At 40.3% G+C, this 23,716-nt stretch carries 25 protein-coding genes and 1 other RNA gene; 12 read left to right on the forward strand and 14 right to left on the reverse strand.

What is annotated here, in order from left to right; genetic code table 11:
- Window positions 1-93 precede the first annotated feature (93 nt).
- On the reverse strand, window positions 94-849 hold the full coding sequence (locus ABD000_RS11380) for a TylF/MycF/NovP-related O-methyltransferase (RefSeq protein ID WP_343767571.1): 756 nt from the start codon (window positions 847-849) through the stop codon (window positions 94-96).
- Window positions 850-973: 124 nt separating this feature from the next.
- Between ABD000_RS11380 and kdsA the strand changes: the two genes are divergently transcribed.
- The gene (gene kdsA, locus ABD000_RS11385) at window positions 974-1,792 is read left to right on the forward strand and encodes a 3-deoxy-8-phosphooctulonate synthase (RefSeq protein ID WP_343767573.1); all 819 of its coding nucleotides are present in this window, start codon (window positions 974-976) and stop codon (window positions 1,790-1,792) included.
- 173 nt (window positions 1,793-1,965) lie between these two features.
- On the forward strand, window positions 1,966-2,268 hold the full coding sequence (locus ABD000_RS11390; protein WP_343767577.1) for a GNAT family N-acetyltransferase: 303 nt from the start codon (window positions 1,966-1,968) through the stop codon (window positions 2,266-2,268).
- 153 nt (window positions 2,269-2,421) lie between these two features.
- Here the strand turns inward: ABD000_RS11390 and ABD000_RS11395 are convergent, their stop codons facing one another.
- Window positions 2,422-2,769 (reverse strand): DUF1801 domain-containing protein, encoded by a 348-nt coding sequence (locus ABD000_RS11395; protein WP_343767580.1) that lies wholly within the window; start codon window positions 2,767-2,769, stop codon window positions 2,422-2,424.
- A gap of 82 nt (window positions 2,770-2,851) precedes the next feature.
- On the opposite strand from ABD000_RS11395, the gene ABD000_RS11400 reads away from it, so the two are divergent.
- The 5 genes from ABD000_RS11400 to ABD000_RS14055 all read left to right on the forward strand — a co-directional run bounded on the left by ABD000_RS11400 (window position 2,852) and on the right by ABD000_RS14055 (window position 6,307).
- A complete protein-coding gene (locus ABD000_RS11400) occupies window positions 2,852-3,454 on the forward strand; it encodes a hypothetical protein (RefSeq protein WP_343767583.1) in 603 nt (200 codons plus the stop codon).
- On the forward strand, window positions 3,454-3,747 hold the full coding sequence (locus tag ABD000_RS11405) for a winged helix-turn-helix domain-containing protein (protein ID WP_343767586.1): 294 nt from the start codon (window positions 3,454-3,456) through the stop codon (window positions 3,745-3,747). Before ABD000_RS11400 ends, ABD000_RS11405 begins: the two co-directional genes overlap by 1 nt.
- Before the next feature lie 53 nt (window positions 3,748-3,800).
- Window positions 3,801-5,177 (forward strand): cell envelope integrity protein CreD, encoded by a 1,377-nt coding sequence (gene creD, locus ABD000_RS11410; protein ID WP_343767589.1) that lies wholly within the window; start codon window positions 3,801-3,803, stop codon window positions 5,175-5,177.
- Window positions 5,178-5,241: 64 nt separating this feature from the next.
- Window positions 5,242-5,622, forward strand: coding sequence for a ribosomal maturation YjgA family protein (locus ABD000_RS11415; RefSeq protein ID WP_343767592.1), 381 nt, complete (start codon window positions 5,242-5,244; stop codon window positions 5,620-5,622).
- Window positions 5,600-6,307 carry a DUF1361 domain-containing protein gene (locus ABD000_RS14055; RefSeq protein ID WP_425545363.1) on the forward strand — a complete coding sequence of 236 codons (708 nt, stop codon included), beginning with the start codon at window positions 5,600-5,602 and terminating at the stop codon, window positions 6,305-6,307. The genes ABD000_RS11415 and ABD000_RS14055 overlap by 23 nt, the downstream gene beginning before the upstream one ends.
- Here ABD000_RS14055 and ABD000_RS11420 read toward each other — a convergent pair.
- Window positions 6,258-7,487, reverse strand: a complete 1,230-nt coding sequence (locus ABD000_RS11420; RefSeq protein ID WP_343767595.1) for an NAD(P)-dependent oxidoreductase — start codon at window positions 7,485-7,487, stop codon at window positions 6,258-6,260. The genes ABD000_RS14055 and ABD000_RS11420 overlap by 50 nt on opposite strands.
- A gap of 151 nt (window positions 7,488-7,638) precedes the next feature.
- Between ABD000_RS11420 and ABD000_RS11425 the strand changes: the two genes are divergently transcribed.
- The 3 genes from ABD000_RS11425 to ABD000_RS11435 all read left to right on the forward strand — a co-directional run bounded on the left by ABD000_RS11425 (window position 7,639) and on the right by ABD000_RS11435 (window position 9,919).
- The gene (locus ABD000_RS11425; protein ID WP_343767597.1) at window positions 7,639-8,466 is read left to right on the forward strand and encodes a GIN domain-containing protein; all 828 of its coding nucleotides are present in this window, start codon (window positions 7,639-7,641) and stop codon (window positions 8,464-8,466) included.
- Window positions 8,467-8,748: 282 nt separating this feature from the next.
- Window positions 8,749-9,149: a transfer-messenger RNA gene (gene ssrA, locus ABD000_RS11430) on the forward strand.
- Between the two features lie 521 nt (window positions 9,150-9,670).
- The gene (locus tag ABD000_RS11435; RefSeq protein ID WP_343768880.1) at window positions 9,671-9,919 is read left to right on the forward strand and encodes a GIY-YIG nuclease family protein; all 249 of its coding nucleotides are present in this window, start codon (window positions 9,671-9,673) and stop codon (window positions 9,917-9,919) included.
- A gap of 170 nt (window positions 9,920-10,089) precedes the next feature.
- Here the strand turns inward: ABD000_RS11435 and ABD000_RS11440 are convergent, their stop codons facing one another.
- The 5 genes from ABD000_RS11440 to ABD000_RS11460 form a co-directional block, all read right to left on the reverse strand.
- On the reverse strand, window positions 10,090-10,986 hold the full coding sequence (locus ABD000_RS11440) for a hypothetical protein (RefSeq protein ID WP_343767599.1): 897 nt from the start codon (window positions 10,984-10,986) through the stop codon (window positions 10,090-10,092).
- Window positions 10,987-11,138: 152 nt separating this feature from the next.
- Window positions 11,139-13,523, reverse strand: coding sequence for a DUF2309 domain-containing protein (locus tag ABD000_RS11445; RefSeq protein WP_343767601.1), 2,385 nt, complete (start codon window positions 13,521-13,523; stop codon window positions 11,139-11,141).
- Window positions 13,520-14,989: a proton-conducting transporter transmembrane domain-containing protein gene (locus ABD000_RS11450; RefSeq protein WP_343767604.1), complete on the reverse strand. Its 1,470-nt coding sequence runs from the start codon at window positions 14,987-14,989 to the stop codon at window positions 13,520-13,522. Before ABD000_RS11450 ends, ABD000_RS11445 begins: the two co-directional genes overlap by 4 nt.
- 9 nt (window positions 14,990-14,998) lie before the next feature.
- On the reverse strand, window positions 14,999-15,259 hold the full coding sequence (locus tag ABD000_RS11455) for a hypothetical protein (protein ID WP_343767606.1): 261 nt from the start codon (window positions 15,257-15,259) through the stop codon (window positions 14,999-15,001).
- Window positions 15,260-15,293: 34 nt separating this feature from the next.
- Window positions 15,294-15,605, reverse strand: coding sequence for a hypothetical protein (locus tag ABD000_RS11460; protein ID WP_343767608.1), 312 nt, complete (start codon window positions 15,603-15,605; stop codon window positions 15,294-15,296).
- A gap of 107 nt (window positions 15,606-15,712) precedes the next feature.
- Between ABD000_RS11460 and ABD000_RS11465 the strand changes: the two genes are divergently transcribed.
- On the forward strand, window positions 15,713-16,636 hold the full coding sequence (locus tag ABD000_RS11465; protein WP_343767611.1) for a LysR family transcriptional regulator: 924 nt from the start codon (window positions 15,713-15,715) through the stop codon (window positions 16,634-16,636).
- Between the two features lie 11 nt (window positions 16,637-16,647).
- Here ABD000_RS11465 and ABD000_RS11470 read toward each other — a convergent pair whose 3' ends face one another.
- Together ABD000_RS11470 and ABD000_RS11475 are read right to left on the reverse strand one after the other, a co-directional pair.
- Complete coding sequence (locus ABD000_RS11470; RefSeq protein WP_343767613.1) at window positions 16,648-17,358, reverse strand: LytR/AlgR family response regulator transcription factor; 711 nt, start codon at window positions 17,356-17,358, stop codon at window positions 16,648-16,650.
- Entirely contained in the window at window positions 17,348-18,421 is a 1,074-nt protein-coding gene (locus ABD000_RS11475; RefSeq protein ID WP_343767615.1) for a sensor histidine kinase, read from the reverse strand. The genes ABD000_RS11470 and ABD000_RS11475 overlap by 11 nt, the downstream gene beginning before the upstream one ends.
- Window positions 18,422-18,839: 418 nt before the next feature.
- On the opposite strand from ABD000_RS11475, the gene ABD000_RS11480 reads away from it, so the two are divergent.
- Window positions 18,840-19,181: a MotA/TolQ/ExbB proton channel family protein gene (locus ABD000_RS11480; RefSeq protein WP_343767617.1), complete on the forward strand. Its 342-nt coding sequence runs from the start codon at window positions 18,840-18,842 to the stop codon at window positions 19,179-19,181.
- Between the two features lie 233 nt (window positions 19,182-19,414).
- On the opposite strand, the gene ABD000_RS11485 is transcribed toward ABD000_RS11480, so the two are convergent.
- The 4 genes from ABD000_RS11485 to ABD000_RS11500 form a co-directional block, all read right to left on the reverse strand.
- On the reverse strand, window positions 19,415-20,683 hold the full coding sequence (locus ABD000_RS11485; protein ID WP_343767620.1) for a M20 metallopeptidase family protein: 1,269 nt from the start codon (window positions 20,681-20,683) through the stop codon (window positions 19,415-19,417).
- Window positions 20,684-20,817: 134 nt separating this feature from the next.
- Window positions 20,818-21,336: a hypothetical protein gene (locus tag ABD000_RS11490; protein ID WP_343767623.1), complete on the reverse strand. Its 519-nt coding sequence runs from the start codon at window positions 21,334-21,336 to the stop codon at window positions 20,818-20,820.
- Window position 21,337: 1 nt separating this feature from the next.
- A complete protein-coding gene (locus ABD000_RS11495) occupies window positions 21,338-23,488 on the reverse strand; it encodes an AAA family ATPase (RefSeq protein WP_343767626.1) in 2,151 nt (716 codons plus the stop codon).
- A complete protein-coding gene (locus tag ABD000_RS11500; protein ID WP_343767628.1) occupies window positions 23,485-23,715 on the reverse strand; it encodes a hypothetical protein in 231 nt (76 codons plus the stop codon). The genes ABD000_RS11495 and ABD000_RS11500 overlap by 4 nt, the downstream gene beginning before the upstream one ends.
- Window position 23,716: the final 1 nt, after the last annotated feature.

Raw genomic sequence — 23,716 nt, forward strand, 5'->3', positions numbered from 1 at the left:
GAAAGCTTTGCTGATTAGAATTTTCGCAAAACGCGTCCCATTCGGCTTGCTTTTTAGGGGAGTAATACTCGATATGAAAGCGGTCTTCTTGCACTAGTCGATCACTAAATAACACCGCGCTGCGCTGTATGGAGTATGTACCAATTTATAGCGATCCAAGCCAAAGACTTCACGCAGGGCAACCGTTTCACCTGGAAAATCCTCATGGTTGATTTCATCAAACGCTACGATGCTGCCCTTGGTCAAATACGGCTTAATGGCCTGCAGACATTCTTTGTTGGGTTCATAGATATCAAAGTCAAAATATGCGAGTGAAATGACGGTTTGTGGATTTCGCTGCAAGTAATCGTGAATGGTTTTTGAGGCATCGCCTTTAACCAGTTCGTGCCGATCCAGCGGTGAAGTAACGCCCTCCTGCTCCCGCACGTTCATTACTTGCTTTAGGTAATCTTCGTATCCCTTCGTCACGTTATATCCGCCTTCTTTTACAATGCTGGAATCTCCGTCTTTTTCGTGAACTGAAGGAAAACCTTCAAACGTATCAAAGCCCACAATTTTTCTAAGTCGGTTAAAGGGTTCATAAATGCCTCTAAAGGTTTCATACAGTGCCATATTTTGCCCCCAGCGCACGCCAAATTCCATGATGACGCCGTGTACATCAAGGATTTGTTTGTACAATTCGTGGATGTACAACATGCGCGAAAATTCGGTTTTGGGGATATAGAGCGCCAGATTTGCGATTAGCTCCTCTGGTGGGATAGGCGAATCTTCAAGCAATCCGGCTAAGCTTGTTCTTCGATCGACTTCGGCCGGAGTAAAATTATCTTTGGTATGAATGTTCTTGGTCATGTGGCGTTCTTAACGGGTCTAAAATACTATTTTTAGCCGAGTTGATTTGGCTTGCGCCGAAAGGATTCTGCACGCATGTGAAGTTCTGACAAGAAATGTATCTTTGCCATTGAAATTGATCCTTATGAATTTAGCAGACATCCCGAAGCTGAAACACACCAGCGCCAACAACTTTTTTCTTCTTGCCGGCCCCTGCGCCATTGAGGGCGAAGAGATGGCACTTCGCATTGCCGAAAAAGTTGTAAAACTCACTGATGAGTTGAAGATCCCTTACGTTTTTAAAGGGAGTTTTAAAAAAGCCAATCGCAGCAGGATCGATAGTTTTACAGGGATAGGCGATGAAAAAGCGCTAAAAATTCTTCAAAAGGTATCGACCACCTTTGATGTTCCTACCGTGACTGATATTCATGAAGTCGAAGATGCTGCAAAAGCAGCTGCATACGTAGATGTGTTGCAGATTCCGGCCTTTTTGGTTCGTCAAACCGATCTTGTGGTGGCAGCAGCTCAAACCGGTAAAGTAGTTAACTTAAAGAAGGGACAATTCATGAGTCCCGAAAGCATGCAGCACGCGGTCAAAAAAGTAACGGATAGTGGAAATGACAAGGCGTGGATTACAGATCGCGGAACCATGTTTGGGTACCAGGATATGATCGTTGATTTTAGAGGAGTTCCAACCATGAAGCAATACGCTCCCGTAGTCTTGGATGTCACGCATAGTTTACAACAACCTAATCAATCCAGCGGAGTCACCGGTGGCCGACCTGAAATGATTGAGACTCTCTGCCGTGCCGGAATCGCCACAGGCGTAAATGGTCTTTTTATGGAAACACACTTTGATCCTGCGAATGCTAAAAGTGACGGAGCCAACATGCTGGATCTTTCATTACTCGAAGGCTTATTAACGCGGTTGGTTAGATTGAGGGAAACTGTTATTAATTTGTAACAGATTGTGTCACGCTGAGCTTGTCGAAGCGCCGTAATCTTAACACGTCACAGCCGTCTTCGACAGGCTCAGACTGACAATGCTAATCAAAGACTATGAAGATCTTGATATCATTTAGAACTTGTCGAAACAGGTTAGATTAAATATTTAGAGATCTTCTTACACCATGAATCATGATTATTCGTAGAGGAAATCTCCAAGACCTTCCTGCAATACAGGAATTATTCAAACAAACCGTACGTACCGTAAACGCGAACGACTATTCTGCAAAGCAGGTAAAAGTTTGGGCATCCAGCGTAGAAGATCTTGAACGCTTGCAAAACTTTTTTACGATCGAAGAATTCTATTTGGCGTTTGATGAGAATAAACTGGTAGGTTTTGCGTCGTTAAAAGGCACCGACTATTTTGAAAAGCTCTTTGTGCATAAAGATCATCAAAGCAAAGGAATCGCAAAACAGCTGGTGGATGTGATTTAAGCAAGAGCGAAAGAAAAAGGTGCTGCTCAAATTCATTCTGATGTGAGCATTACCGCCCTACCCTTCTTTATATCAAAAGAGTATGAGATTGTCAAAAAACAGCAGAAAGATTTTAAAGGCATCTTATTCGAAAATTATATTATTTTAAAAACTTTAATATAGTTTTTTAGCAGCTGTGAGAATGCTCATGAGCACATCATCGTTAATTTCTTCCAACTGCGTGTACCGCAGCGATCGCATTTTTTTACGCTTATCTCTCTCCAGATACGGATGAAAGAGTGGTAATTCATCGGCTTTTGCAAACACCAAATCCACATACTTCTTGGATGCCGGCACGTTGAGATAGCAAAACATCTGATCATGGAGAAAATAAAAGGGAATGCTCCATTTAAATTTTAACGCTGCCTGAGGAACCGTATGTTCTATAATGACCTGCAAATGCAACAGCATACTGCGATGCGGCTCTGCTTGTCGTAGGATGTATTCTTCTGCCGGATTCATGGTCAACCAATATAACTATTATTCTTTTTTACTTGTATGACTGAGAATTTTATATTTACTTTGTATTTCAAAGCACTTTGATATGGAGTCAAATAAATATTTAGAAGACCTTTCTGAAATTAAGGAGTTGATGAACTCCTCTTCCCGCTTTATATCCCTTAGCGGATTATCGGGCATCATGGCAGGGATTTACGCCATCCTAGGTGCGGCCATCGCCTTCTTTTACCTGCTCCCCCACGATGGTTACCTCATCATCAACAGCTGGCGTTTTGATATGCTGATCGTGGTGTTGTTTAGTATATTAGGATTGAGTGTGCTAACAGCTTATGTACTTACCCGCAGAAAAGCCAAAAAAAACAACGAGAAATTTTGGAACGCAACCACCAAGCGTCTACTGATTAATTTTCTGGTTCCATTAGTCACCGGCGGAATCTATATTTTGATTAAACTACAAAGTCAGCAGTATGGCTTAACGGCTTCCCTCATGCTTATATTCTATGGATTAGCCTTAGTGAATGCTTCTAAATATACCTTAGGTACTATAAAATACTTGGGATACGGTCAAATTATTATCGGGTTAGTGTGTGCTGCTTACCCGGGATACGGCTTATGGTTTTGGATTATAGGCTTTGGTGTATTTCATATCATTTACGGGGCAATCATGTACCGTCAAGAGAAGAACTAATGGGATTATTAGACGGCATTAATAAATTATTTGATCATCGCATCAGGCTGGGCATTATGTCCATTTTGATGGTGAATGAGGATGCCGATTTTAATCGACTCAAGGAATTACTCAATGTAACCGATGGTAATCTGGCCAGCCATACAAAGACCTTAGAATCGGCAGACTATATCACGATAGAAAAATCCTTTATCGGTAAAAAACCAAACACCAAATACAAGGCTACACGCTTAGGAAAACAAGCCTTTAAAAAACATATTGAAGCCATTGAAAAATTAATACATAAACCTTAACCCTTTTTTTTAATCTTTTACTTTGAAAAACAAAGTACTTTAAATCTATACTTATGAATCAATACCCTTCTTCTAAATCCGGTTTTGTCAACTGGCTTAAAACCTCTATCACTGCGCGTCTACTTATGGTGGGTGCACTCACCTTACTTTTGCTTATTCCTTTGGCTTTTGTCAAGGAATTAATTTTTGAACGATCCCTTAGAAAACAAGAGGTTGTGAGAGAGATCAACGAAAAATGGGGACGCGAACTCTTATTTGAAGGGCCTATCTTAAAAGTCCCCTATTATACCTATAGCGAGAAAATAAGCTACACCTCTAACAATACTCCGATTAAAGAAATTATTTCTAAGTTGAATTACGGTTACTTTTTCCCAGACAAGCTCAATATTGATGCTAAGGTGGACGCCACACAAAAGAAGTACGGTATTTTTGAATCCACGGTATATTCCTCTGTGTTAGAGGTGTATGGATCGTTTGGAATCCCCAATTTTAAGGCAAAAGACCTCAAGCCAGAAGATATCCTGTGGGATAAAGCTTCGGTCATCTTAAAAACCTCCAATTTAAAAGGCATCAAGAACGAAGTGGAGCTTGAGCTGAACAACGCTAAGACACTTTTTACGCCTAAGTATCAACATCAGGATAAAATACGCTACAATGAGATTGTTCTTCAGCAGTTAGAAAGCTCCCCACTGAAAGAAGAGATGCTTCCGAAGGAAAAACCCGTCAACTTCAACTTTACGCTACAGACCAATGGCAGTCAGCGCGTTCAATTTATTCCTATCGGAAAAGAAACGCACGTTAGCATGAGCTCCGACTGGCCTGATCCAAGCTTTATAGGTGCGTTCCTACCCGAAGAAAATGATCAAAAAGTAGTATCTCCCGAAGGGTTTACTGCTACGTGGAATGTTTTTCAAACCAATCGGCAGTTTGAACAACAGTTCTTTAAGACCCTGCCCAACCTCAATGAGTTTGCGTTTGGAGTGTCTTTTTTCGTCCCGGTAGATGATTATCAAAAGAGTGAACGTTCTGCTAAATATGGATTTCTAGTCATTGCGCTCACCTTTTTAGTGTTCTTTTTAATTCAAACCATGAGCGGCATTTCCATTCATCCCTTTCAATACCTCATGATTGGACTGGCACTCACTATGTTCTACACCTTGCTGGTGTCCATCTCTGAGCACAGTTCGTTTATGAAGGCCTACATTACCGCAGGGATTGCAGTCGTGCTCCTCATTACCATTTATGCGAAGAGCATCTTAAAAAACATCAAATTCCCCGTGTTTATCTTATGCTCCCTCACGGCATTGTACAGTTTTATCTATGTGATTATCCAGTTGGAAGATTATGCCTTACTGGTAGGTAGCATAGGCTTGTTTATTATCCTTGCACTGGTCATGTTTGTTTCACGTAAAATTGACTGGACCACCTAATCCTTTCGTATAGATCAGGACCTTAGCCAACTACCAGGCTAAGGTCCTTTTTATCTCTAAGCCAATGAGGTTCAATCCTACTTCTTTTTATTTGTTTATCCTTCTACTTGTGTTAGAAGTGATCATTGCCCTTTTCGTCACCCACCCGTTTATTCGGGGTTTTGTGGGAGATGTATTGGTAGTGATGTTGATGATCTGCGCATTACATACATTTCTTCCAAATAGATGTTACCCCTGTATAGGAGTGGCTTGGATATTCGCCGTGGCAGTTGAATGCGTTCAATATACCGGAATCACTCAGCATCTCACGAGTGATCATAAGCTTTTACGAATTATCTTGGGAAACACCTTTGATGTTTTCGATCTCCTCGCCTATTCACTAGGAGCAGTTGTATCATTAGTTCTTTATAAACATGTTACACATGATTACACGCAATTACATTAATACGCATTTCGTCGTTTTATCTCGGCTAAGCGCAGCAACTGCATGCTGTGCAGTGCTTCTTTTACTCAGAGTTAAATTGCTAAACTCCTTTTTTTTGCTCTTTTTAGTGTGGAATCTCATTCTCGCTTATGTGCCCTTTGTACTAAGTTCTTACCTCTTGCATCGGGAAAAAGCCTCTAAACTTAGGACACTCATACTAGGACTAGTTTGGCTGGCGTTTCTGCCTAACGCACCGTATATTCTCACGGATCTAATTCACCTACAATTGAGTACCCCTTTTAGCATAGAGTTTATTTTAGACGCAAGCGTCATTGTAAGCTTTGCACTAACAGGCATATGGCTTTATGTGCTATCTGTTCAACAGATGAAACTGGTTTTTAAAAGGCATGCTTCAGCCAGATGGCTCAACCTGTTTTTTTACCTGTTACCTTTTCTAGTAAGTTTTGGGGTGTATTTGGGGAGATTTCTTCGTTTTAATTCGTGGGATATTTTGGTTAATCCTTTGGTACTCTTGCAAGATATACTGAATCTAGTACTTCATCCATTTCAGTATAAAATGGGTTGGTTTTTTATTCTAGGATTTGCAATGCTCTTGCTCCTTATGACTAAGATTTTTACTGGATACATGGCTTCGGCTACTCCCTCCCCTCCACAAAATCCTGCAGATATGAAAAACGTTCTGTGAGCTGACCCTTTTCAGTCATTTTTGCTCGCGCCAAAACTCCGCTTTTATCTCCGTTAAAAAATGCCGGAATCACATGCTTTAAAAATAGCGCTCCAAATCCTTCGCTGGCATCCTTAGGCAATTCACAGGGTAAATTGTCTACTGCCATCACTGTAATCGCTCCTTTTTGATCGTAAGCTACCTCTTTTTCGGTGTGTGGATCATACCCATAAAAGGGATTTTCAATGGTGGATGGACGTAACGTACTGGCAATAGGTCCGTCAATATCACACGATACATCGGCGATCAGGTTAATGTTAAAGTCTTCGTGTTTTGCATCATCCCGCGTAAAGAAATAAGGCGCGCCATCGCCATAAAAATGTCCGGTGATGAGCATATCGGCCACCTTAGCAAACCGCATAAAGTTGGAGTGCAGTAGTTCTGGATTATTAAATACTTCGGTCTTGGTCGGAACGTATCCGTCTTTTCTGATGTAGTAATCAGTGACCTGTAAACGCGTAAACACCGTTTGGGTATTTTTAAACTGGCGTAATTGTAAAAATTCTTTGGGTTTTACTTCATGCACGTGCAACACTTCCAATACTTCCCTAATGCCGCCGGCTACTTTTCCGCTTCCGGTCATGGCAATATTGATAGGAGGTAATTTAGGTGCTATTTTCTTCAATTCCTTTTTGACCTGGGCGTAATCCGGCAAGTGCTCTACCTTCGGCAACTCAAACAAGTTCTCCCGCAAACCTAGTGCTCTAAACCCGTTGTAGGCTCCTACAATCCCGGCGTATCTTCCAAAACCAATAAGCCGGGCACCCGATTTTCTGGTGATCACTTCATGATCGTACAATTCGATGTTTTTCTCTAACACGGCTTTTAACAAATCCCTGTTATAAGGCTGTTTCTTAATGGTATGGCTAAAGAAAAAGTATTTTTTATTCGGAATCAGTGCCTCAATCGGCACTTCTTTCACGCCTATCATGACTTCTGCTTGAGATACATCGCTTACGACGTCTATGCCTTCTTCGCGGTACTGCTCATCTGAAAATACCCGGATATCTGAAGCTTCTACCACAAAATCAGCGTTCTTAAATTCCTTATCGGCTGCATGTAACTGTGCCGGAGTGCAGACAACGCGACGGTCTGGCGGACTTTTACGCTCTTTGATAAAGGCAAAGGTAAGTTTACTCATAAGTTGATGTATTCAATAATACCGAAAAATACAGTTTTTCAAAGACACCTAAAACCTACTGCTATGAATTATTTTCTATGCGCTAAAATTTAATACTTCTTTAAGTACCGCAGGGTGGTATTTGTCGTATTCTTCACCTAAAATAAAACACATGAAAAAATTTATACTTGCGCTCTTTTCTATTTTACTTCTAGTGAGCTGTGGGAGTACCAAAAAAGCCAAAATTGAAGGAAATAAAGAGGTGGTCACCGTGTCCAACAACATTCAAGGTAGCTTCAACTCGGTTGAAATCAGTGATGATATTAAGGTAAAAATGAAACAAGGCTTTACCGATAACTATGTACTTACCACAGATGAAAATTTGGTGAGCGTGGTGCAGTTTAAAGTGGTCGATAGCGTCTTACGTATTTACACTACACAACGTATTACCAAAAGCAAAGAATTGAATGTGTATTTAACTGCGCAAAACTTAGAATACATTTCCCTTAGAAATGACAGTCGCTTTGAAAGCGATGGCTTACTTACCACAGATTTTCTATCTGTGACGGGTAGTGGTGGCAGTCAAATAGAAATAGATATAGAAACTACTCAATTTAACCTTAATCTAAAGGATAATAGCTTAGTTGAGGTTGATGGCAAAGCAGAGAATATCGATTTTTACCTTACCGATCGCAGTGATGTAAAGGGAGAACTGGACATTGATACAGGTTCCATAAATTTACAAGAGTCGGCAGAATTTGACATGGAGGGAAAAGCAAACGAAGTTAGCCTGACCATCGCCGGAGGAACCCATTATAACGGAACTGATTTTGAACTGAAAACTGCACAGCTCACGGCTTTAGACAAAAGTGAAGTAAATGTATTGGTAAGTGACAATGTGACGGTTTATGCAAAAGATAAAACCACGATCAACCTTTACGGACGCCCTGAGGTTACAGTAAAAACCTTAAGCGATCGCGCTACGATTAATAAGAAGTAATTGGCATATTTTTAGCTTATTTGTAGTACATTTACACTCTTATCAGAGTTCAGAGTTCAGAGTTCAGAGTTCAGAGTTCAGAGTAGAGAGTTCAGAGTTCAGAGTTCAGAGTTCAGAGTTCAGAGTTCAGAGTTCAGAGTTCAGAGTTCAGAGTTCAGAGTTCAGAGTTCAGAGTTCAGAGTTCAGAGTTTAGAGTTTAGAGTTTAGAAATATAGCACACAGCTCTAAGAGTCAAACTTTATTACTCAAAACTCATCGATCTCAACTCATCACTAAAAAATCGGGGTCGACTTGGTTTTGACAGCAGGATGTATTGAATGGTAAGCACGCCGAACGCTGGAACACAGTTCGTAAATCTCATGTTTCACACTTTTTAAACGGCGAGAATAACTACGCCCTAGCTGCATAATCCGAATTATAGTAGGATGTGCCTCGGTTCGTAAGACGAACAAGCAGGAAGTCTCTCAGCAGCCTTGGTTTGCGGCGACTGATATAGAGACTTCGTAAAAGTAAACCTAGCCCCCACAGGGTCTTGATGTGAGGGTGAAACCCAAAGTGAGAATAAGGATGGTCTAGGTTGTTTTTTGCCAGGATCATCACGAAAACCCAAGAAAAAACTAAGCGTGTAGAAAGCTCTTGAATACCTTGTTTGGACGAGGGTTCGAACCCCTCCGACTCCACCTTCGCTTGCCTTAGCTCTATTTTGAGCGACGGCAAGCTTTCTTTTATATAATACTTCAGCTAACTTAGAGATTCACGATTTGCAAGCTTCGGTGGACGCCGTCCACTACTTTTTTCTTCTTATTCAAATAAACTGCTATACCCTCAATATGTAAATCCGTATCCAATCCTCTGAAGCTTTATGCGAAAGAGGGCTTTTTTTATTCTAGTCAAAATTTTTTGTGTTTTTATATATTCCGTTCAGGGCTTCGGTGGACGCCGTCCACTACTTTTTTCTTCTTATTTAAATAAACTGCTATACCCTCAATATGTAAATCCGTATCCAATTCTCTGAAGCTTTATGCGAAAGGGAGTATCCAATCCTCTGAAGCTTTATGCGAAAGGGAGTATCCAATCCTCTGAAGCTTTACGCGAAAGAGGGTATCCAATCCTCTGAAGCCTTACGCGAAAGAGGATGGTAGTTACTCAGCACAACACATGCACAGATGAAATTAATCTAAATTTCTTATTTTGTGGTATGACAATGATACCGCTTCCATACGCTATATACATTTTAAAATGCTCTAATGGGAAATATTATACCGGGTTCACGGCAAACCTTAGCCAACGACTCAAAGCGCATCAACGCGGGGAAGTAAGCTTTACAAGAAATAAACTTCCTGTAGAACTTGTACACGTCGCGTTTTTCTTAGAAAAACAAAAAGCATACGACTTTGAACGCTATCTCAAATCAGGCTCCGGAATTGCTTTTCGGAACAAAAGATTGATTTAAGTCACCTGTGCGTCCAGCACAGGATAGTGGTATGTGGAGTAATGGAGGCTTAATAGGGCTATTACTAGGTAATGATTTCAAATCTGTCCATAAGGAATACCGCGAATTTCAATTCACATCCTAACATTAAATCTCAAATCTTGTCCCTATAACTAAATAGTGGTATAACGTTAAAGTGACCCTCGAAAAATAAGATCAATTCCAAAGAAAGGAGCAGTTTCAAATTCTGAATTCAAGCGTATGCGGTCATCACCTCCCACTTGAAATGTAAGTATTTGCAATCCAACCGTATCATTTTGATTATAAACACCAAAATCTGTGGTATCTAATCCTGCTTTACCTCGTATAATTAATGTATCATCAAAAAATCCATACGCTGCAAAAAGTGCAAATCGTATAGATTCTTCTTGCACATATAGATCGTCGATCGTTTGAGTAAGATGATAGGATTTTATAGAGGTAATTAAATTGGCGCCCACACCAAAAGCCTCTGTAAACGAATATTTAATGTCTGTTCGTATAGGTAATACGGCATTAATATAGAATTTATCATTATCAGATTTATACCAAAGTCCTACTAACGGAGTGAGCGTGGTTCCAAAATTTTCGGTTGAAAAATAACTTCCAAATTTAAGGGAGTAGCTACTGGAATAGCGTTTTTCTAATAGTGCCAGACCTCCTATTTGAAAATCCTCAGAACCCAGATCATCAAAATCTGAGGCTAATTTTGGCAATACAATATAGGTTCCGCTCCATTTATTGCCATGGTCACGTTTTATACCTGCATTTAGGCGTGTCATAATGAGGTTACTTCGGTCGTCCGTAAAGTTTAAACCTAATCTGGTATTTTCATAGGTAAATCCACCAATTACTACAGTTTTGCTGGTTACGGGAAGTGGAACGTATACTTCTAAGTAGGTATTACTTGCTTCGGTTTCGGCATTACTATCGCCATTATCAAACGTAGTATTGTTGTAGGAAAATTTTACCAGATCTATATAATCCTGAGCGTTAATGGTGTGAGACAATAGTAATATTAAGCTCACCCCAAGGTAGAATCTCTTCATATTAATTTAGTTAAGAGTACAATTATTTGTCATCTCATGAATAAGGATACTCCAATAAGTTGTTAAGATAGCATCGATTCCTGAATTTTTCATAAAAAAGAAAATTCCTTCTTTATTACAAAGAGGAATTTTCTAACTGGGCTAATTCAACCTTAGGCATCTACAAGTTCAGGTACTGATTTGGTTTTAATTACTTTAGTTTTACTAATTGGAGGAGTATCGCCTTCCCAATTCATGTTTTTGCCGTAGGTAAACACTTCGTTCTGTTGCTTTGGATCCATGACCATTAAGTAGATCCATTCATTATCCAACAAGGTCTTAAGCGATTCGTTGCGCAACAGAATTTCTGAAATGCGTTGCACCGGTGCATGGATCAGTACCGAAAGTCTCAACGGCTTGTGGTAGCCTTGAGTATCGGTTTGGCTGACCGATTGCAAGGGTAATCCCATCTTAAGGTCTCCCCCATTTCCTTGTACTACCCCAAAACGTCCTGTGATGTTATGCGTGATTTTAGATCCGCCGCCAAAGGCATCATTGTCCACCGTAGAGAAGTAGTAATGGTTGTTGATCCATTGAGTAACCACCATAGGTCCTTGCATGATTCCTTCCAGGGCTTTTCCCTTTTTATCATGCTCCCAGTCATACGAGTGTAAAAAGCAGCGACCATCTAGATTCACCTCTTTAGTAAGTGATCGTGGAGCCACGATAAAGCTGGCATTTTTAGCAAGTCCCCACTCCGGGCGTGTTTCTCCCCAGTGATTGGCTTTTTGATGGGCCGTGCGAACACCATTTTTAATCCCTAAGCGTTCCTGAGTGGCGGTCTGCTGAGCCTTTTTCAAATCTCGTTTTAATTGCGCTACTCTATCCTGATGACTCGCGGGAACATGGCTGTCAAAAAGCTCAATCTCATCAGTAGTGGTATTATGCTGTGCACCGATAAAGATTGTTTCTTTAGGAATCATATATCCATGATCTGTTGCCAGTAGGTCTCTTACCTGTGGCTCATTGGCAAGCTTAGCCAACATACGTGCATTGTGTTTCCCCGGGCTTGCCGCACAAGCACCACAATCTAAACTGGATCCAAAGGGATTATTGGCCGAGTGACTGCCGTGTCCTGCAAAAAGTACTAAGGGTGCGAAATTTTTCCACCCTGTGAGGTCAAAAGCAGATTTAACAATGCCTACTTTTTGTGTTAGCGGAATATCATGATTGTGCTGATGTGCTTCTTCAGCGAGATTCATGTGCGGTTCGCAGACTGTTTCATATGAAGAAGTTTGTTTCTGCAGCGTGCGATACGACCAACCCGGGAATAAGGTGCGGAGTATACTCGCAATCCCGTAGAAAACTCCTGTCCCCTCCACATAGCCAAAGGCTGAAGGCAACATATTCTTCATGCGTTTTAAGAAGTACTGGAAAAAGTTCCACTGCGCATTCTTCGCATGGTGTTTTTGTACCACTTTGGCTTTATTGTCCTGAGCTCTTTCGCTTACAGTATACGCAGAACCTACAATTGGCGGACAAGATTTGCGGGTAATCCCATCATCTGGATTAGCATAGTCCATGGCGATCCCAAAGAATCCGGCATACCCAAAGGTTTCATAATTACCCTTTGACTCTACATTACGTCGAATTAATTCTGAACGGGTATCAATACAAAAGGCCATCTGCGCATCAGGTGTTTTTGCCGCAGTCGAAATATCATTCAGGTGAATAGCCTGATCTTTTAATGTATGCTTCAGCTCTCCCTGCCAGCTTTTTTCCCATGCTTTTAGCCAAATGTACGCTAGTGCCGGATACGTATTTTGATCAGTAGTATTCTTTTCTTTCGGAATAAAATTCAAGTCTAATTTTTTTGCAATAAATAAACGTACGGCGAGATACTCTTCCAGGCTAATCGGGAATTCATTTTGCCATCCAGATCCCGAAGCGGTTCGATAATTGATATAACCCGTCCAACCTGGTAAGGATGCTAAATGATGCCAAAAAATCCTGCTGTAGTCGTTCTCTTCTACTCCCTTAAGTACAAAGATTAAGGTTTCTTCGGCAGTTTTAGGTATTTCTCTAAGGCGTGAAATCTTCAGTTCGTTGTCAAATGCAGCCAGCTCTCTCCATGCGGTAAAAAAGCCTTCTTCCTTTCTCGGCATTTCCCACTCTGCTAAACCTTCGTCCATAAATGCTGAAAGCCATTTCGCCATGATGCGATCCAACTGGTGGGATGGATTCTCTCCTTCTTCCGGTTCATTCGCTTCCAATTGATTTAAGTAGTTCTGCGGAAGCTCAGTAAACCCGTTTTCGGCTAAAAGTTCAACCAAAATCTTTTCCTTAATTTCACCTGTTTCTAAGGCTTCGCGATATACCGAAGCTTTTGGAAACATGGACACGTTCAACATCTTGTTGGCATTTGAAACTGCCTCAGTAAACGGAAGCTTCTCATAACCCGCCAACGGATTAGACGTCACAAAAGAGTATAACGGCCAGGTTTTCCCAATGACATTTGAGGCCTCCTCAATGCCGGTTTTAATAGTATGATAACTCATGAGTTGGTTGATTTATAGCGCAATACCGTGTTTGCACCAGGTTGAGAAAGATTAAGAAGTTTAACGTATAGCCAGGGAATCTTACGATAGGTTCCCAGCTTCATAATAAAGAATCCCAGTAAAAAGATGACTCCAAATATGACCTGCACAGCGGTTAAGGGTATAGGATTGGCAATCATTGGCATGTCTGCCATCATAAGCGTTACTCCATTGTACATAAGTGCGTAAATGCCTATTCCCACTAAAAACAATAAAGGAGCTACAAAAGTTTTTTGAAGAATTGTCAGCGCACCTGCTTTCACTACATTGTAAGTAGCTTGTCCCACGGTTATGGCGACAATGAGGGTTAAAAAGATTCCGCTATCCAGTGCTACGGCTTTCCCAGTCCATAAGTTGAATAAAAAGGCTCCTGCTAAACCGGCAACTCCTACAATGACCGCTTGTACAATTCTAATTTCAATTTTTGGCGGTTGTTGCGGATTAGAATGTACAATTTGCTCACCACTCGCTAGGAATAAATACGCCTTATAAAAACCGTGCAGGATAAGATGAGCTACTGCGGCGTTAAAAAAGCCCAGACCACATTGCATGATCATAAAGCCCATTTGTGCGATGGTAGAACAGGCTAATTTTTGTTTTACATTCACCTGCAACAGTTTGGTGAACTGTGCGATAATCGCGGTAAGACCTCCTATAATAAACAATACGGTCATCACATTGGCGCTAAATAACAAACTGGCAAAAAGAGCCAAAAGGATACCGGCACCATTAACAAATCCCGCGTGCATTAAGGCAGATGCAGGTGTGGGCGCAGTCATGGCAGAAAGTAACCAACGATGAAAAGGATACATCGCAGATTGCACGATAGCCCCCATGATGATACACAAACCGGCTATCAATAAAATGGGGTACGGAATCTCTGGTAAATTGGCGATGAGTCCGGTAAGGGTAAAGGCACCACTATAAAATGAGAGGAGTAAAACACCTAACGCCAAAAAAAAGCTACCTGTAAAAAAGTAGCGCTGCGTAAATGTTGATGCCTCCCGGGCTTCTCCCCAGCTTGAATTGATCCCGATTAATCGGGACATAAAAATTCCCATAATCAGCCAACTAAAGATCAATAGCAACACATGTTCAGAAACGACTAGTAACATGACAGAGAGCGTAAAGCCCACACACAATACCATAAATCTGGTATGGTGCTTAAAGCCGTGCAGGTAATGTACCGCAAAGCTACTTACCAAAGCGCTAAAGAAAGTTACAACCATCCAGATGAGCAGACTAAAGCCTGTAAAACGGAATATGCCTTCTCCTACTGCACTGCTTATAGCATTGATATCAGCGAGGAGTCCAGCGACTGTTCCTAAAAACAGTAGCCATAAAAATGTACTGATTACTTTAGGTACGCGTGTATATGAAGCTGTCTTAGTTTCAGCTTGCATAGAAATTGAAGTACTTACATCCATAGGTGATTGTTATAGATTAGAATTTCTACTAGAGTTAAGGCCATGATCCGTTCGCTCCAGGCTTACCTTTTGATTCATCTCTGCTGTAGAAGTAGACCTAGATTCGTTGGATTGATTTTTACCTTTGATAAAAAAGATTAGTCCTAAGATGACAGTGCAGATAAGAATTTGGTCGAAAAAGAGCGCGTTATTGTAAAACGACAATCCCATGAAAAAAGCAAAGAACAGAACGCCACCGGCAGATAGTAAATGAGTTCTTGTGAATTGCATAATGAATCTTTTAAGGTTGGTAAGTGAATAAGAACTAGTCGTTATCAACAGTGATGTTTAGAATTCCGTCGATTTTGAGGTTCTTTCCTAAAGCTCTGATCCCTGCGATATATTCTTTAGCTATTCGTTTTTCCTCTTGTAATTCTTGAATACGACCATCTAGCGGTTTGGTCTCACAACATTCATCACCCTCTCTCATTTGAAGACGCTGAATTTTATGAAAGTTGATCTTCTCATCAAGCAAGGAGCAAATAACGTGAGAGGCTTCAGAAGGGGTAAAGCTTCCTTGAACTAATTGAATTTTTTGATTGACATCTGTCGTGGGTTCTGCGAATTGGATTTCCATGATACGTGTTTATTAAGTGTGGATTAAATAATTTAACGGTGCAAAGATTGAGATATATATTCATTTATTTTTATTTATATTTATAATACAATACATAAATTAATCTTATGAACTATACCTTACACCAGCTTCAGATTTTTCTAAAAGTCGCCCAGTTACAAAGCATTACCAAGGCTTCTGAAGAATTGCATTTAACCCAACCGGCCGTCTCCATTCAGCTTAAAAACTTTCAGGATCAGTTTAATATTCCCCTGACCGAAGTGGTAGGAAGAAAACTTTATGTAACCGATTTTGGGAAAGAAATAGCAGAAGCGGCTGAAAATATCTTAAATGAAGTCCAGTCCATCAATCATAAAACCCTGAACTATCAGGGAGAACTCTTTGGCCGACTAAAACTCTCTGTCGTGTCCACCGGTAAATACGTGATGCCCTATTTTTTGACTGATTTTCTCAATCAGCACAAAGGCGTGGAACTTATCATAGATGTGACCAATAAATCCAGGGTCATCGAAAGCCTGGAACTTAACGAAGTAGATTTTGCGTTAGTTTCGGTCCTGCCCAAAAAACTCAAGGTCAACCGGGTGGAGCTAATGCCCAATAAATTATTTTACGTTACCGGTACCAAGATGGATGTCAATCCTAAAGCACGTAAAAAAACCTTATTCGAAAACTATCCCTTAATTTACAGAGAACAAGGTTCTGCCACCCGAAACGCCATGGAAACCTATATCTCCAAAAACAAGTTCAACGTACAAAAAAAGATGGAACTCACCTCCAATGAAGCGGTGAAACAAGCCGTTGTTGCCGGGCTGGGATCCTCTATCATGCCGCTCATTGGAATTAAGAATGAACTAAAAAATGAAGACTTACGCATCATTCCGGTCAAAGGATTGCCCATCATTACCAATTGGAATTTGATCTGGCTGTCTTCCAAAAAGCTCTCTCCGGCCGCTACCGCCTATCTGGATTATGTGAACCAAAATAAGAAGGCAGTGATTGAAGCCACTTTTCAATGGATTAAGGAGTTTTAAGGTATTAGAGATTACTCAAAGCTAGAAAGCCGCGCCACCACCTCTGCCCGATAGGATCGGCTGATGGGCAAAGCTTTGCCCGATACCTCTACCGTTTCATTGGTATAGCCGGTAATTGCAGCAAGCGACACGATAAAGGAGCGGTGTATTCGCAAAAAGGCAGAACCAGGTAGTTTACCTTCAAAGGCAGAAATGGTCTCCCGCGTCACCACGGTTTTGTCAGTTAAATGAATCTTGATGTAATCACTCAAACTCTCTACAAATACGATATCCTCAAACTCAATTTTTGTCATTTTTCGGTTTTCACGCACAAACACAAACGCATCTGCCGACTCCTTAGAGGCTACCGATGGAGGTAAAGGAACGTGCACCCTCCCCACCAGCTTGGCAATGGCCTGTTGCAGCCGTTCTTTAGCAATGGGTTTTAATAAATAATCCACCGCCTGCAGTTCAAATCCCTCTACGGCATATTCACGGTGCGCCGTGGTAAAGATCACCGGGGTATCCTGCTCCAACACCTTGGCAAAGGCTAATCCCGAAATTTCGGGCATATTAATGTCTAAAAACACCAGATCCACCGTATTCGCTTTTACATACTGCATCGCCTCAATCGCATTGGTACACTCGGCCACCACCTCCACCTCGCTTTCTTCGGCCAGGTGACGCACTAAAATCTCCCGCGCGGTACGTTCATCATCCACAATCATCACCTTATATCGCATGGTTTTTGAGTTGAAGGGTTAAACTAACGCTATACTGATCTTGAGCAGCACTGATCTCAAACTGATGCCGCTGCGGAAAAAGCAACTCCAGCCGTTTTTTGATATTGGGTAATCCAATGCCGGTTTCTGTGGAATGTTCGCTTTCGCGGAAGCTATTGCAGATGGTAAACATGATTTCTTGCGCTGTTACGTTAAAGGCTAACCCAATACGCAATGTGCCATTTATAATTGTACCATGCTTGAAGGCATTCTCCACAAAAGGTAAAAACAACATAGGCGGAAGCTGAAGATGTTGATATTTTTCCAGCGCTGAGTCAGATAGTTTCCAATCCACCTCCAGCGTATCCGGAAACCTCAATTCCTCCAAACTAATGTATTCCTTGATGTGTGCCAGTTCCTGTTCCAGCGTAACCTGTTGCTCCTGCACCTGATATAAAATATAATCCAGCAGGTTAGAAAATTTAAGGATGATGTCCGGCGTCTGCAAACTGTTTTTTAATGCAAAGCCGTAAATGGTGTTGAGCGAATTAAATAAAAAATGCGGATGCAACTGACGTTTTAGATACTGTAATTCCTGCTGTTTAAGTTGCAATTGGGTATCCAGTATTTTATTCTGAAGGGCTTTATTGGTTGCACTGGTCTTAAAACTATGCCGCAGCAGCACCATAAAACTGACCAATCCCACCACCAGAAAAATAAGGATCAGGATAAAGAACACATTTCGGCTCATAGGTGGCATGGTGGACACCTCAAAATTGGATAAAAAGATAAAGCTGCCAAACATCGCCAGTACGACGGCGTAGGTGGTAAAGATGATGGTATAGGCACTGTACAACGTAAACAAACCGTATCTGCGGGTCAATAAATATTGCGGAATCAAATAATAGACCGTCACATAGGTCGCTCCCATCGCAATGGGCAGTAACAGGCTGGAGAACCAGGTAACGTAGAGCGAGTTGGCCGAGTTATAGCTAAAAAAATACACGTAAAAAAACCACACCCCCACCCACAGCAGCAGATGCATCAACAAATACTTAGGTTGTTTAAAAGGCAGGATTTCCACGGCTGCAAGATGCAAAATATCGTAGAAACAGGGCAGGTTTTGAGACGAACGACGGTTTTAGCGGGGCTTTTGACTTTTGATATAAGATGGTAATAGTGTCCGGTTAAATTCTTTGACTACATCCAAAAAGGCAATCATAACAGCGCTTAACGATCATGTTAATCAAATGACACCATGCTTTTAACTAGTTTAAGAAGACTTCTTCAGCCGATAATCCAAATCACATATAGACATGATTGTCAAATGGTAACAATTATGCCTTGGTTCTTGGTGCTATAAGCATAGCGGTCTTGATTCTTTTAGCGGATAATAGTGATAAGATGGTTAAATCCCGACATCAATGGGTCATTGGTCGCAAAAAAAATTCTGTTAGCTTTACAGCGGGTATGTTTGTCAAAACAATTAAAATTTTCAACCTATGTTAGACAGAATTCAAGAAGGCGGCCCCGTATTTATGTGGCCCATCGTTATCGTATTTATTGTGTTAGTGGCACTGTTCGTCCGCCAGTTGGTCAGCACCGCAGACAAGCAAAAAACCATTACCCTACTTAGCAACATCAGCATCTTTATTTTAAGCTGGGGAGCGCTGGGTACAGTCATTGGATTGATAGAAGCCTTTGATTCCATTGAAGGCGCCGGGGATGTCTCTAAAGGCATGATGGCCGGCGGAATCAAACTCGCCTTTCTAACCACCGTATTTTCCCTGGTCACCTTTATTTTTGGCCGATTGTTTATCGTGGTACTGAACCTTAAGAAGTAATTAGGCTAATTCTGAAACTAAAGCAATATCAAAACAGTCTCCTTCCTAGATGTCATATTGAGTACCTCGACTAAGCTCAGCAAAGGCTCTGTCAAAATATATTGATATACTGCACATAACAAAGCTTCGACAGGCTCAGCTTGACATCGCTTACGCTGTTTTGATATTGCTTTATCTCGCTTAGATTCCCACAGATAGCCTTAACCAATTCCTGGCAGCTGATCCAAAATCGCCTATTCCTCTCCTGCCCTGTGCGCCATAAATCGGGTAAAGACATTAGTAGCTTTGCCGATCACGCTTTCATCCACCTGAAAGTTAGGATCGTGGGGCATGGAGATGATGCCTTTTTCGTAATCAGAGGCACCCACAAAAAAATATGTCCCCGGGACCTTGTCTAAGAACAGCGCGAAATCATCACTCCGCCCACCGGGAAAGACTCCGGTTAATTCGATAAAGTTTTGGGGGTCTTTTCCTAAATAGGAAATGGCAGCCTTGGTCACATTAGGATCATTCTTGAGTACGTAGGATTGGTCGATTATCTCCAGTGACGGAGTATAGGTGTTAAGGTCATTTTTCTGCAGGCGTTCGTTAAGCTCCCGCTTAAACTGCTCCAGTCGCTTGGCGTGACTAAAGCTAAAATAACTGGTGATAGTGGCTTTATCCTTGCTTTCATTTACATAAAAATCACTTTCCCTAAAGATATAGTCGCTGTAGATGGATTCGTATCCAAAAATCCCAATACGTTCACTCTCAAACGATGCCGGACTTCCAAACTGATCACTGGACACGTTATCAAAGGAGTCAATGATCTCTTTGGCTTTTTCGATCCCCTCAGGGTTTGTGGTGTTTAAGGTTACGACTACTTTTTTATAGTGCGCATAGAGCTCATTGGGTTTGGTGGCGATGACTCCGGTGGGGAAAGGCGTAAGGTGCAAGGCGTAGAATTCATCGGGTTGAATGAGTTCCAAGAGTCCATCTTCTAGCATGGCTTTGGCACCGGTGATGTTTTCTTCGGCTGGCTGAAACACAAAATAATAGGTCCCGCTCAGCTGATCTTTAAGCGCTGCGACGTTTTTGGCAATACCCATGGCGATGGTGGTATGCACATCATGTCCGCAGATATGCCGCACGCCTGGGTGTTGGGATTTAAACTCCACCGGGTCGTCTTCTAATTCTGTGGGTAACGCATCTATATCCGCCCGCCAGGCGATCTTTTTACCGGGCTTCCCGGTGTTAAGGATGCCTACCACACCGTAGCCGCCTATGTTTTGGTGTACTTCAAGTCCGTTGTTGATTAAATACTCAGCGATGATCTTTGCGGTACGTTTTTCCTCTCCAGCGATTTCAGGAAAGCGATGAAAATCCCTCCTGATCTCAATCAGTTCCTCTGCAAATGCAGCGGTTTGTTTCTCAATCGCAGAATCTAGCGTAGGGCGTGCATCAGGAGTTTGGGCATAGCCGGTGCAAGCGAGAAATGCCAACAACAGAAAGAAATGTTTCATAGCAGAATTTTTTAGAAAAAGAGTTTTAAAGTATTTAGAAAAAGTTCATTTTTGAGGTAGTTACTGCTGAATATGATATATTAATATTTGTTTCAATGGAAATTGTAATATTTAATGAAACTAGAATTATTTATCTATAAATTTCTACTGTCTAATATTATATCCAAAAAAGAAGTTGGCTGTAAAAAATAATTCGGATTTTCCTCTAACTTTTCTTTGATCAGAATAAGACCTCCATTTGTGTATGATTCCATTGTTTTTAGAATTAATTTAATTGTTTGATCTTCATCAAGTTCCCCTTTCTCTAAGTCTATCAAGTTTATATCTGTTTTTGCGATTAATGCAATAAACATATTCTCTTGTAAGTTGGTAAAGTCTTTACGAATAGCGGAACTTTTGCTACCCCAATGCTGAATATGATGGCTAAAGTCTGTTTTCTTTTCATTATCAGGAATTGGACTATATTCATCGTTGTAGAGACCTAGAAAGAAGGAATAGGTATATAATTCGTAGTTAGTACTGAAATGCTTCCCCAGATTAATCTTCTTTTCACCCTCGGCTCCAAACTTTTGAGAAAGTGAAGCAAACAAGTCCTTATGAACCTCACTGTATTTTGGAATTTTAGTTTTCCATTTTTCAAATAAATTATTCATCCTATAGTGTAATTACTTGTGTGTTAATTGTCTTCAAATTATTTGGATCAAAAGGCCTCTCTAGTTTTACCCAAAAAGCTTTATCTCTTCTAATGCTCTCAAATTCTTTTTTGATTGATAGTGTTTTAGCCGTTTTATCGGTATGAAGAAAATCTTTAATGAGTAATATTTTCTGATTCTCGGTTTCAAAGATTAAGTTCAAGAACTGAGCAGTTTTATTCTCACCAAATGATGATGTAGGCGCATCAAAAATCATTGGGAAATTCTCTTCTTTCGTCTCTGTGGCCAATTCTGAAATAGCAAAAAGAATTGAAATATGCATTGATGTTAACAAAGATTGATTTGGTTTATAGAAAACTCTTCCATCCTCTTGCAACTCAACTTCAACTATAGTTCGATTTACTTTATTTCGCCTCGTAAACACGATTGTACCAGTGAAAGCATCAATATTAATTTTTTTGAAGAAGTTATTCGACTTCGTTTGTAGCTTTTCAATAAATTCATCAAACTTTTTCTCTTTTGTATCTATGAAGATAGCTTCAACATCTCGTAATATATCTCTCGTTTTAATCAAGAATGAATTTGCTGAATCAGTATCTATTCTGTCTTTTTCCTCTTTTTTTATTTTCAATTGGGTTTCAAGCTTCTGATGTTCTGTGTTGTATCTAAGTTGATCCTCATTCTGATTTTTTAAATCCTTTTGCCAAGCATTATAATTTTTAAGTACATCTACTAATTTTTCTTCTGCAATGCTAGAATTACCTAAAATTCTCTCCCTTTCTAATTTTTCCTTTTCTAACTGCTCATTTAATTCATCAATCTCTTTTTTTCTATCACCATTAAACTCGAATAGTTCTTTAATTTTAGTTCTTATTGATCTAAGATTTTTTAAATTGTCTTCGTGACTAATACTCAAATTTTCAAGTCTATTGGTATAATCTAGCTTAAAAAGAGGCTCATCTTCTTCATCTTCTTTTTCATCGACAGCTTGACTTTCTAGATAATTCTTGAGTCTTTCCATCATAAATTCATAGGCGTCAGAACCCTTTTCTGCTTCACGATTACATACTTTGCATATTTCATCGTTTAGCATTTCTTCCATATGTGCCTTTGAAGGTACACCAGCAGGAAGTGGAACAGCATTGTTCAGCAAATCTGCTTTTGCTTTTTTCTCACCAAGTTTAATTCCCTTGTCTTTGTCAAACTCAGATTGAAGTTCTCTTCGTTTTTTACTATGCTCAGATACCTTTTCAGCAAACTCTTTGTGAAATGGTTCGAAATTGACAAGAATCCAATTTTCATCAAACAGGGATGTGGTATAGTTTTCATCAATTCTACCGTTGAGAAAAGAAATTTTTTGTTCAATACCTTTAATTCGTTTATTTAAGGTTTCTAAAGCATCTGCGTTTTTGACGTGACTTTCTGCTAATTGTAAATTACCTTCAATTTTCCTAATCTCCTCATCAGTAGAATTTAAATGAACTTCGTATTTAGCTTTCTCTTTTTCAAGAAGCGAAATCTCTCCCTCAAGCTTCTTGTAAAGGTTTGCGTTTTTCTTATCACGTTTCGCAGAATCTTCAACTGCTTTTTCAGCTTTCTCTCTAAGAAAAGTACCTTTCTCTGAATATTTATCATAGTGTTTTGCTTCTGAAAATAAGTTGATAAGGTTGACTAGGGCATTATCACTTTCAAAAATGTTTAAATCAGCTTCACCTTTAAACATAGAATATTTTCGAATTTGAAAAGGGAATACCCTATCAAGAAGAGCTGCACCATCTACCTGACTTCTCTCGCCTGAACTATTTTCTTCTATACCTTCAATCATAAAGCTTGAAGTCGAACATTGATTTTCTTTTTCCTTTTTAGCCAAAAAGGACCTAGTTATTATTTTACTATCGCCATACTGTTCAACAGTCATTGACACTCTTACCCTGAAACTTTCACCAATTTCAGTTTCACTTAATTTTTTCGCAGAAACAAGCAATTCTAAATCTTCATTCTCACCATTGAACAGCCAATCGACAGCTTCAAAAAATTTCGTTTTCCCTTCTCCGTTTTCACCGAGGATAATATTCAAACCTTCCGACAAAACAAAAGTATTGGTGTCGTAGTAACATAGATAATTGTCTATTTGTATTTTTCTGATAATCATAAGGCCTCGTTTAGAAATTGTGTGACTTGATTCCTTAGTACTGAGTCCGTAACTGGTGAAGTACCGTCTAATCCATCTACTATCAAGGCAATCGCTTTAATAATTGGTTTGTCAGAGGATAGCGCTTCTCTCACTGTAGAAGGTAAATCTGCCTTATCAAATTCATATTTAGATTCAAGTAAGTCGTGAGTCAAAAAACTTTTAAGTATAGTATCTTTTCTTGCCATA

The sequence above is a fragment of the Gangjinia marincola genome, from assembly GCF_039523415.1.
Taxonomy (GTDB): Bacteria; Bacteroidota; Bacteroidia; order Flavobacteriales; family Flavobacteriaceae; genus Gangjinia; species Gangjinia marincola.

What these genes read in the sequence shown, in the direction of transcription:
- ABD000_RS11445 (WP_343767601.1), bottom strand. Translation starts at nt 13,523, where the DNA reads ATGAGTTATCATACTATTAAAACCGGCATTGAGGAGGCCTCAAATGTC.
- ABD000_RS11495 (WP_343767626.1), bottom strand. Translation starts at nt 23,488, where the DNA reads ATGATTATCAGAAAAATACAAATAGACAATTATCTATGTTACTACGAC.
- kdsA (WP_343767573.1), top strand. Translation starts at nt 974, where the DNA reads ATGAATTTAGCAGACATCCCGAAGCTGAAACACACCAGCGCCAACAAC.
- ABD000_RS11395 (WP_343767580.1), bottom strand. Translation starts at nt 2,769, where the DNA reads ATGAATCCGGCAGAAGAATACATCCTACGACAAGCAGAGCCGCATCGC.
- ABD000_RS11425 (WP_343767597.1), top strand. Translation starts at nt 7,639, where the DNA reads ATGAAAAAATTTATACTTGCGCTCTTTTCTATTTTACTTCTAGTGAGC.
- ABD000_RS11390 (WP_343767577.1), top strand. Translation starts at nt 1,966, where the DNA reads ATGATTATTCGTAGAGGAAATCTCCAAGACCTTCCTGCAATACAGGAA.
- ABD000_RS11415 (WP_343767592.1), top strand. Translation starts at nt 5,242, where the DNA reads ATGAGGTTCAATCCTACTTCTTTTTATTTGTTTATCCTTCTACTTGTG.
- ABD000_RS11380 (WP_343767571.1), bottom strand. Translation starts at nt 849, where the DNA reads ATGACCAAGAACATTCATACCAAAGATAATTTTACTCCGGCCGAAGTC.
- ABD000_RS11480 (WP_343767617.1), top strand. Translation starts at nt 18,840, where the DNA reads ATGTTAGACAGAATTCAAGAAGGCGGCCCCGTATTTATGTGGCCCATC.
- ABD000_RS11485 (WP_343767620.1), bottom strand. Translation starts at nt 20,683, where the DNA reads ATGAAACATTTCTTTCTGTTGTTGGCATTTCTCGCTTGCACCGGCTAT.
- ABD000_RS11450 (WP_343767604.1), bottom strand. Translation starts at nt 14,989, where the DNA reads ATGGATGTAAGTACTTCAATTTCTATGCAAGCTGAAACTAAGACAGCT.
- ABD000_RS11490 (WP_343767623.1), bottom strand. Translation starts at nt 21,336, where the DNA reads ATGAATAATTTATTTGAAAAATGGAAAACTAAAATTCCAAAATACAGT.
- ABD000_RS11470 (WP_343767613.1), bottom strand. Translation starts at nt 17,358, where the DNA reads ATGCGATATAAGGTGATGATTGTGGATGATGAACGTACCGCGCGGGAG.
- ABD000_RS11420 (WP_343767595.1), bottom strand. Translation starts at nt 7,487, where the DNA reads ATGAGTAAACTTACCTTTGCCTTTATCAAAGAGCGTAAAAGTCCGCCA.
- ABD000_RS11400 (WP_343767583.1), top strand. Translation starts at nt 2,852, where the DNA reads ATGGAGTCAAATAAATATTTAGAAGACCTTTCTGAAATTAAGGAGTTG.
- ABD000_RS11455 (WP_343767606.1), bottom strand. Translation starts at nt 15,259, where the DNA reads ATGCAATTCACAAGAACTCATTTACTATCTGCCGGTGGCGTTCTGTTC.
- ABD000_RS14055 (WP_425545363.1), top strand. Translation starts at nt 5,600, where the DNA reads ATGATTACACGCAATTACATTAATACGCATTTCGTCGTTTTATCTCGG.
- creD (WP_343767589.1), top strand. Translation starts at nt 3,801, where the DNA reads ATGAATCAATACCCTTCTTCTAAATCCGGTTTTGTCAACTGGCTTAAA.
- ABD000_RS11405 (WP_343767586.1), top strand. Translation starts at nt 3,454, where the DNA reads ATGGGATTATTAGACGGCATTAATAAATTATTTGATCATCGCATCAGG.
- ABD000_RS11440 (WP_343767599.1), bottom strand. Translation starts at nt 10,986, where the DNA reads ATGAAGAGATTCTACCTTGGGGTGAGCTTAATATTACTATTGTCTCAC.
- ABD000_RS11460 (WP_343767608.1), bottom strand. Translation starts at nt 15,605, where the DNA reads ATGGAAATCCAATTCGCAGAACCCACGACAGATGTCAATCAAAAAATT.
- ABD000_RS11465 (WP_343767611.1), top strand. Translation starts at nt 15,713, where the DNA reads ATGAACTATACCTTACACCAGCTTCAGATTTTTCTAAAAGTCGCCCAG.
- ABD000_RS11435 (WP_343768880.1), top strand. Translation starts at nt 9,671, where the DNA reads ATGATACCGCTTCCATACGCTATATACATTTTAAAATGCTCTAATGGG.
- ABD000_RS11500 (WP_343767628.1), bottom strand. Translation starts at nt 23,715, where the DNA reads ATGGCAAGAAAAGATACTATACTTAAAAGTTTTTTGACTCACGACTTA.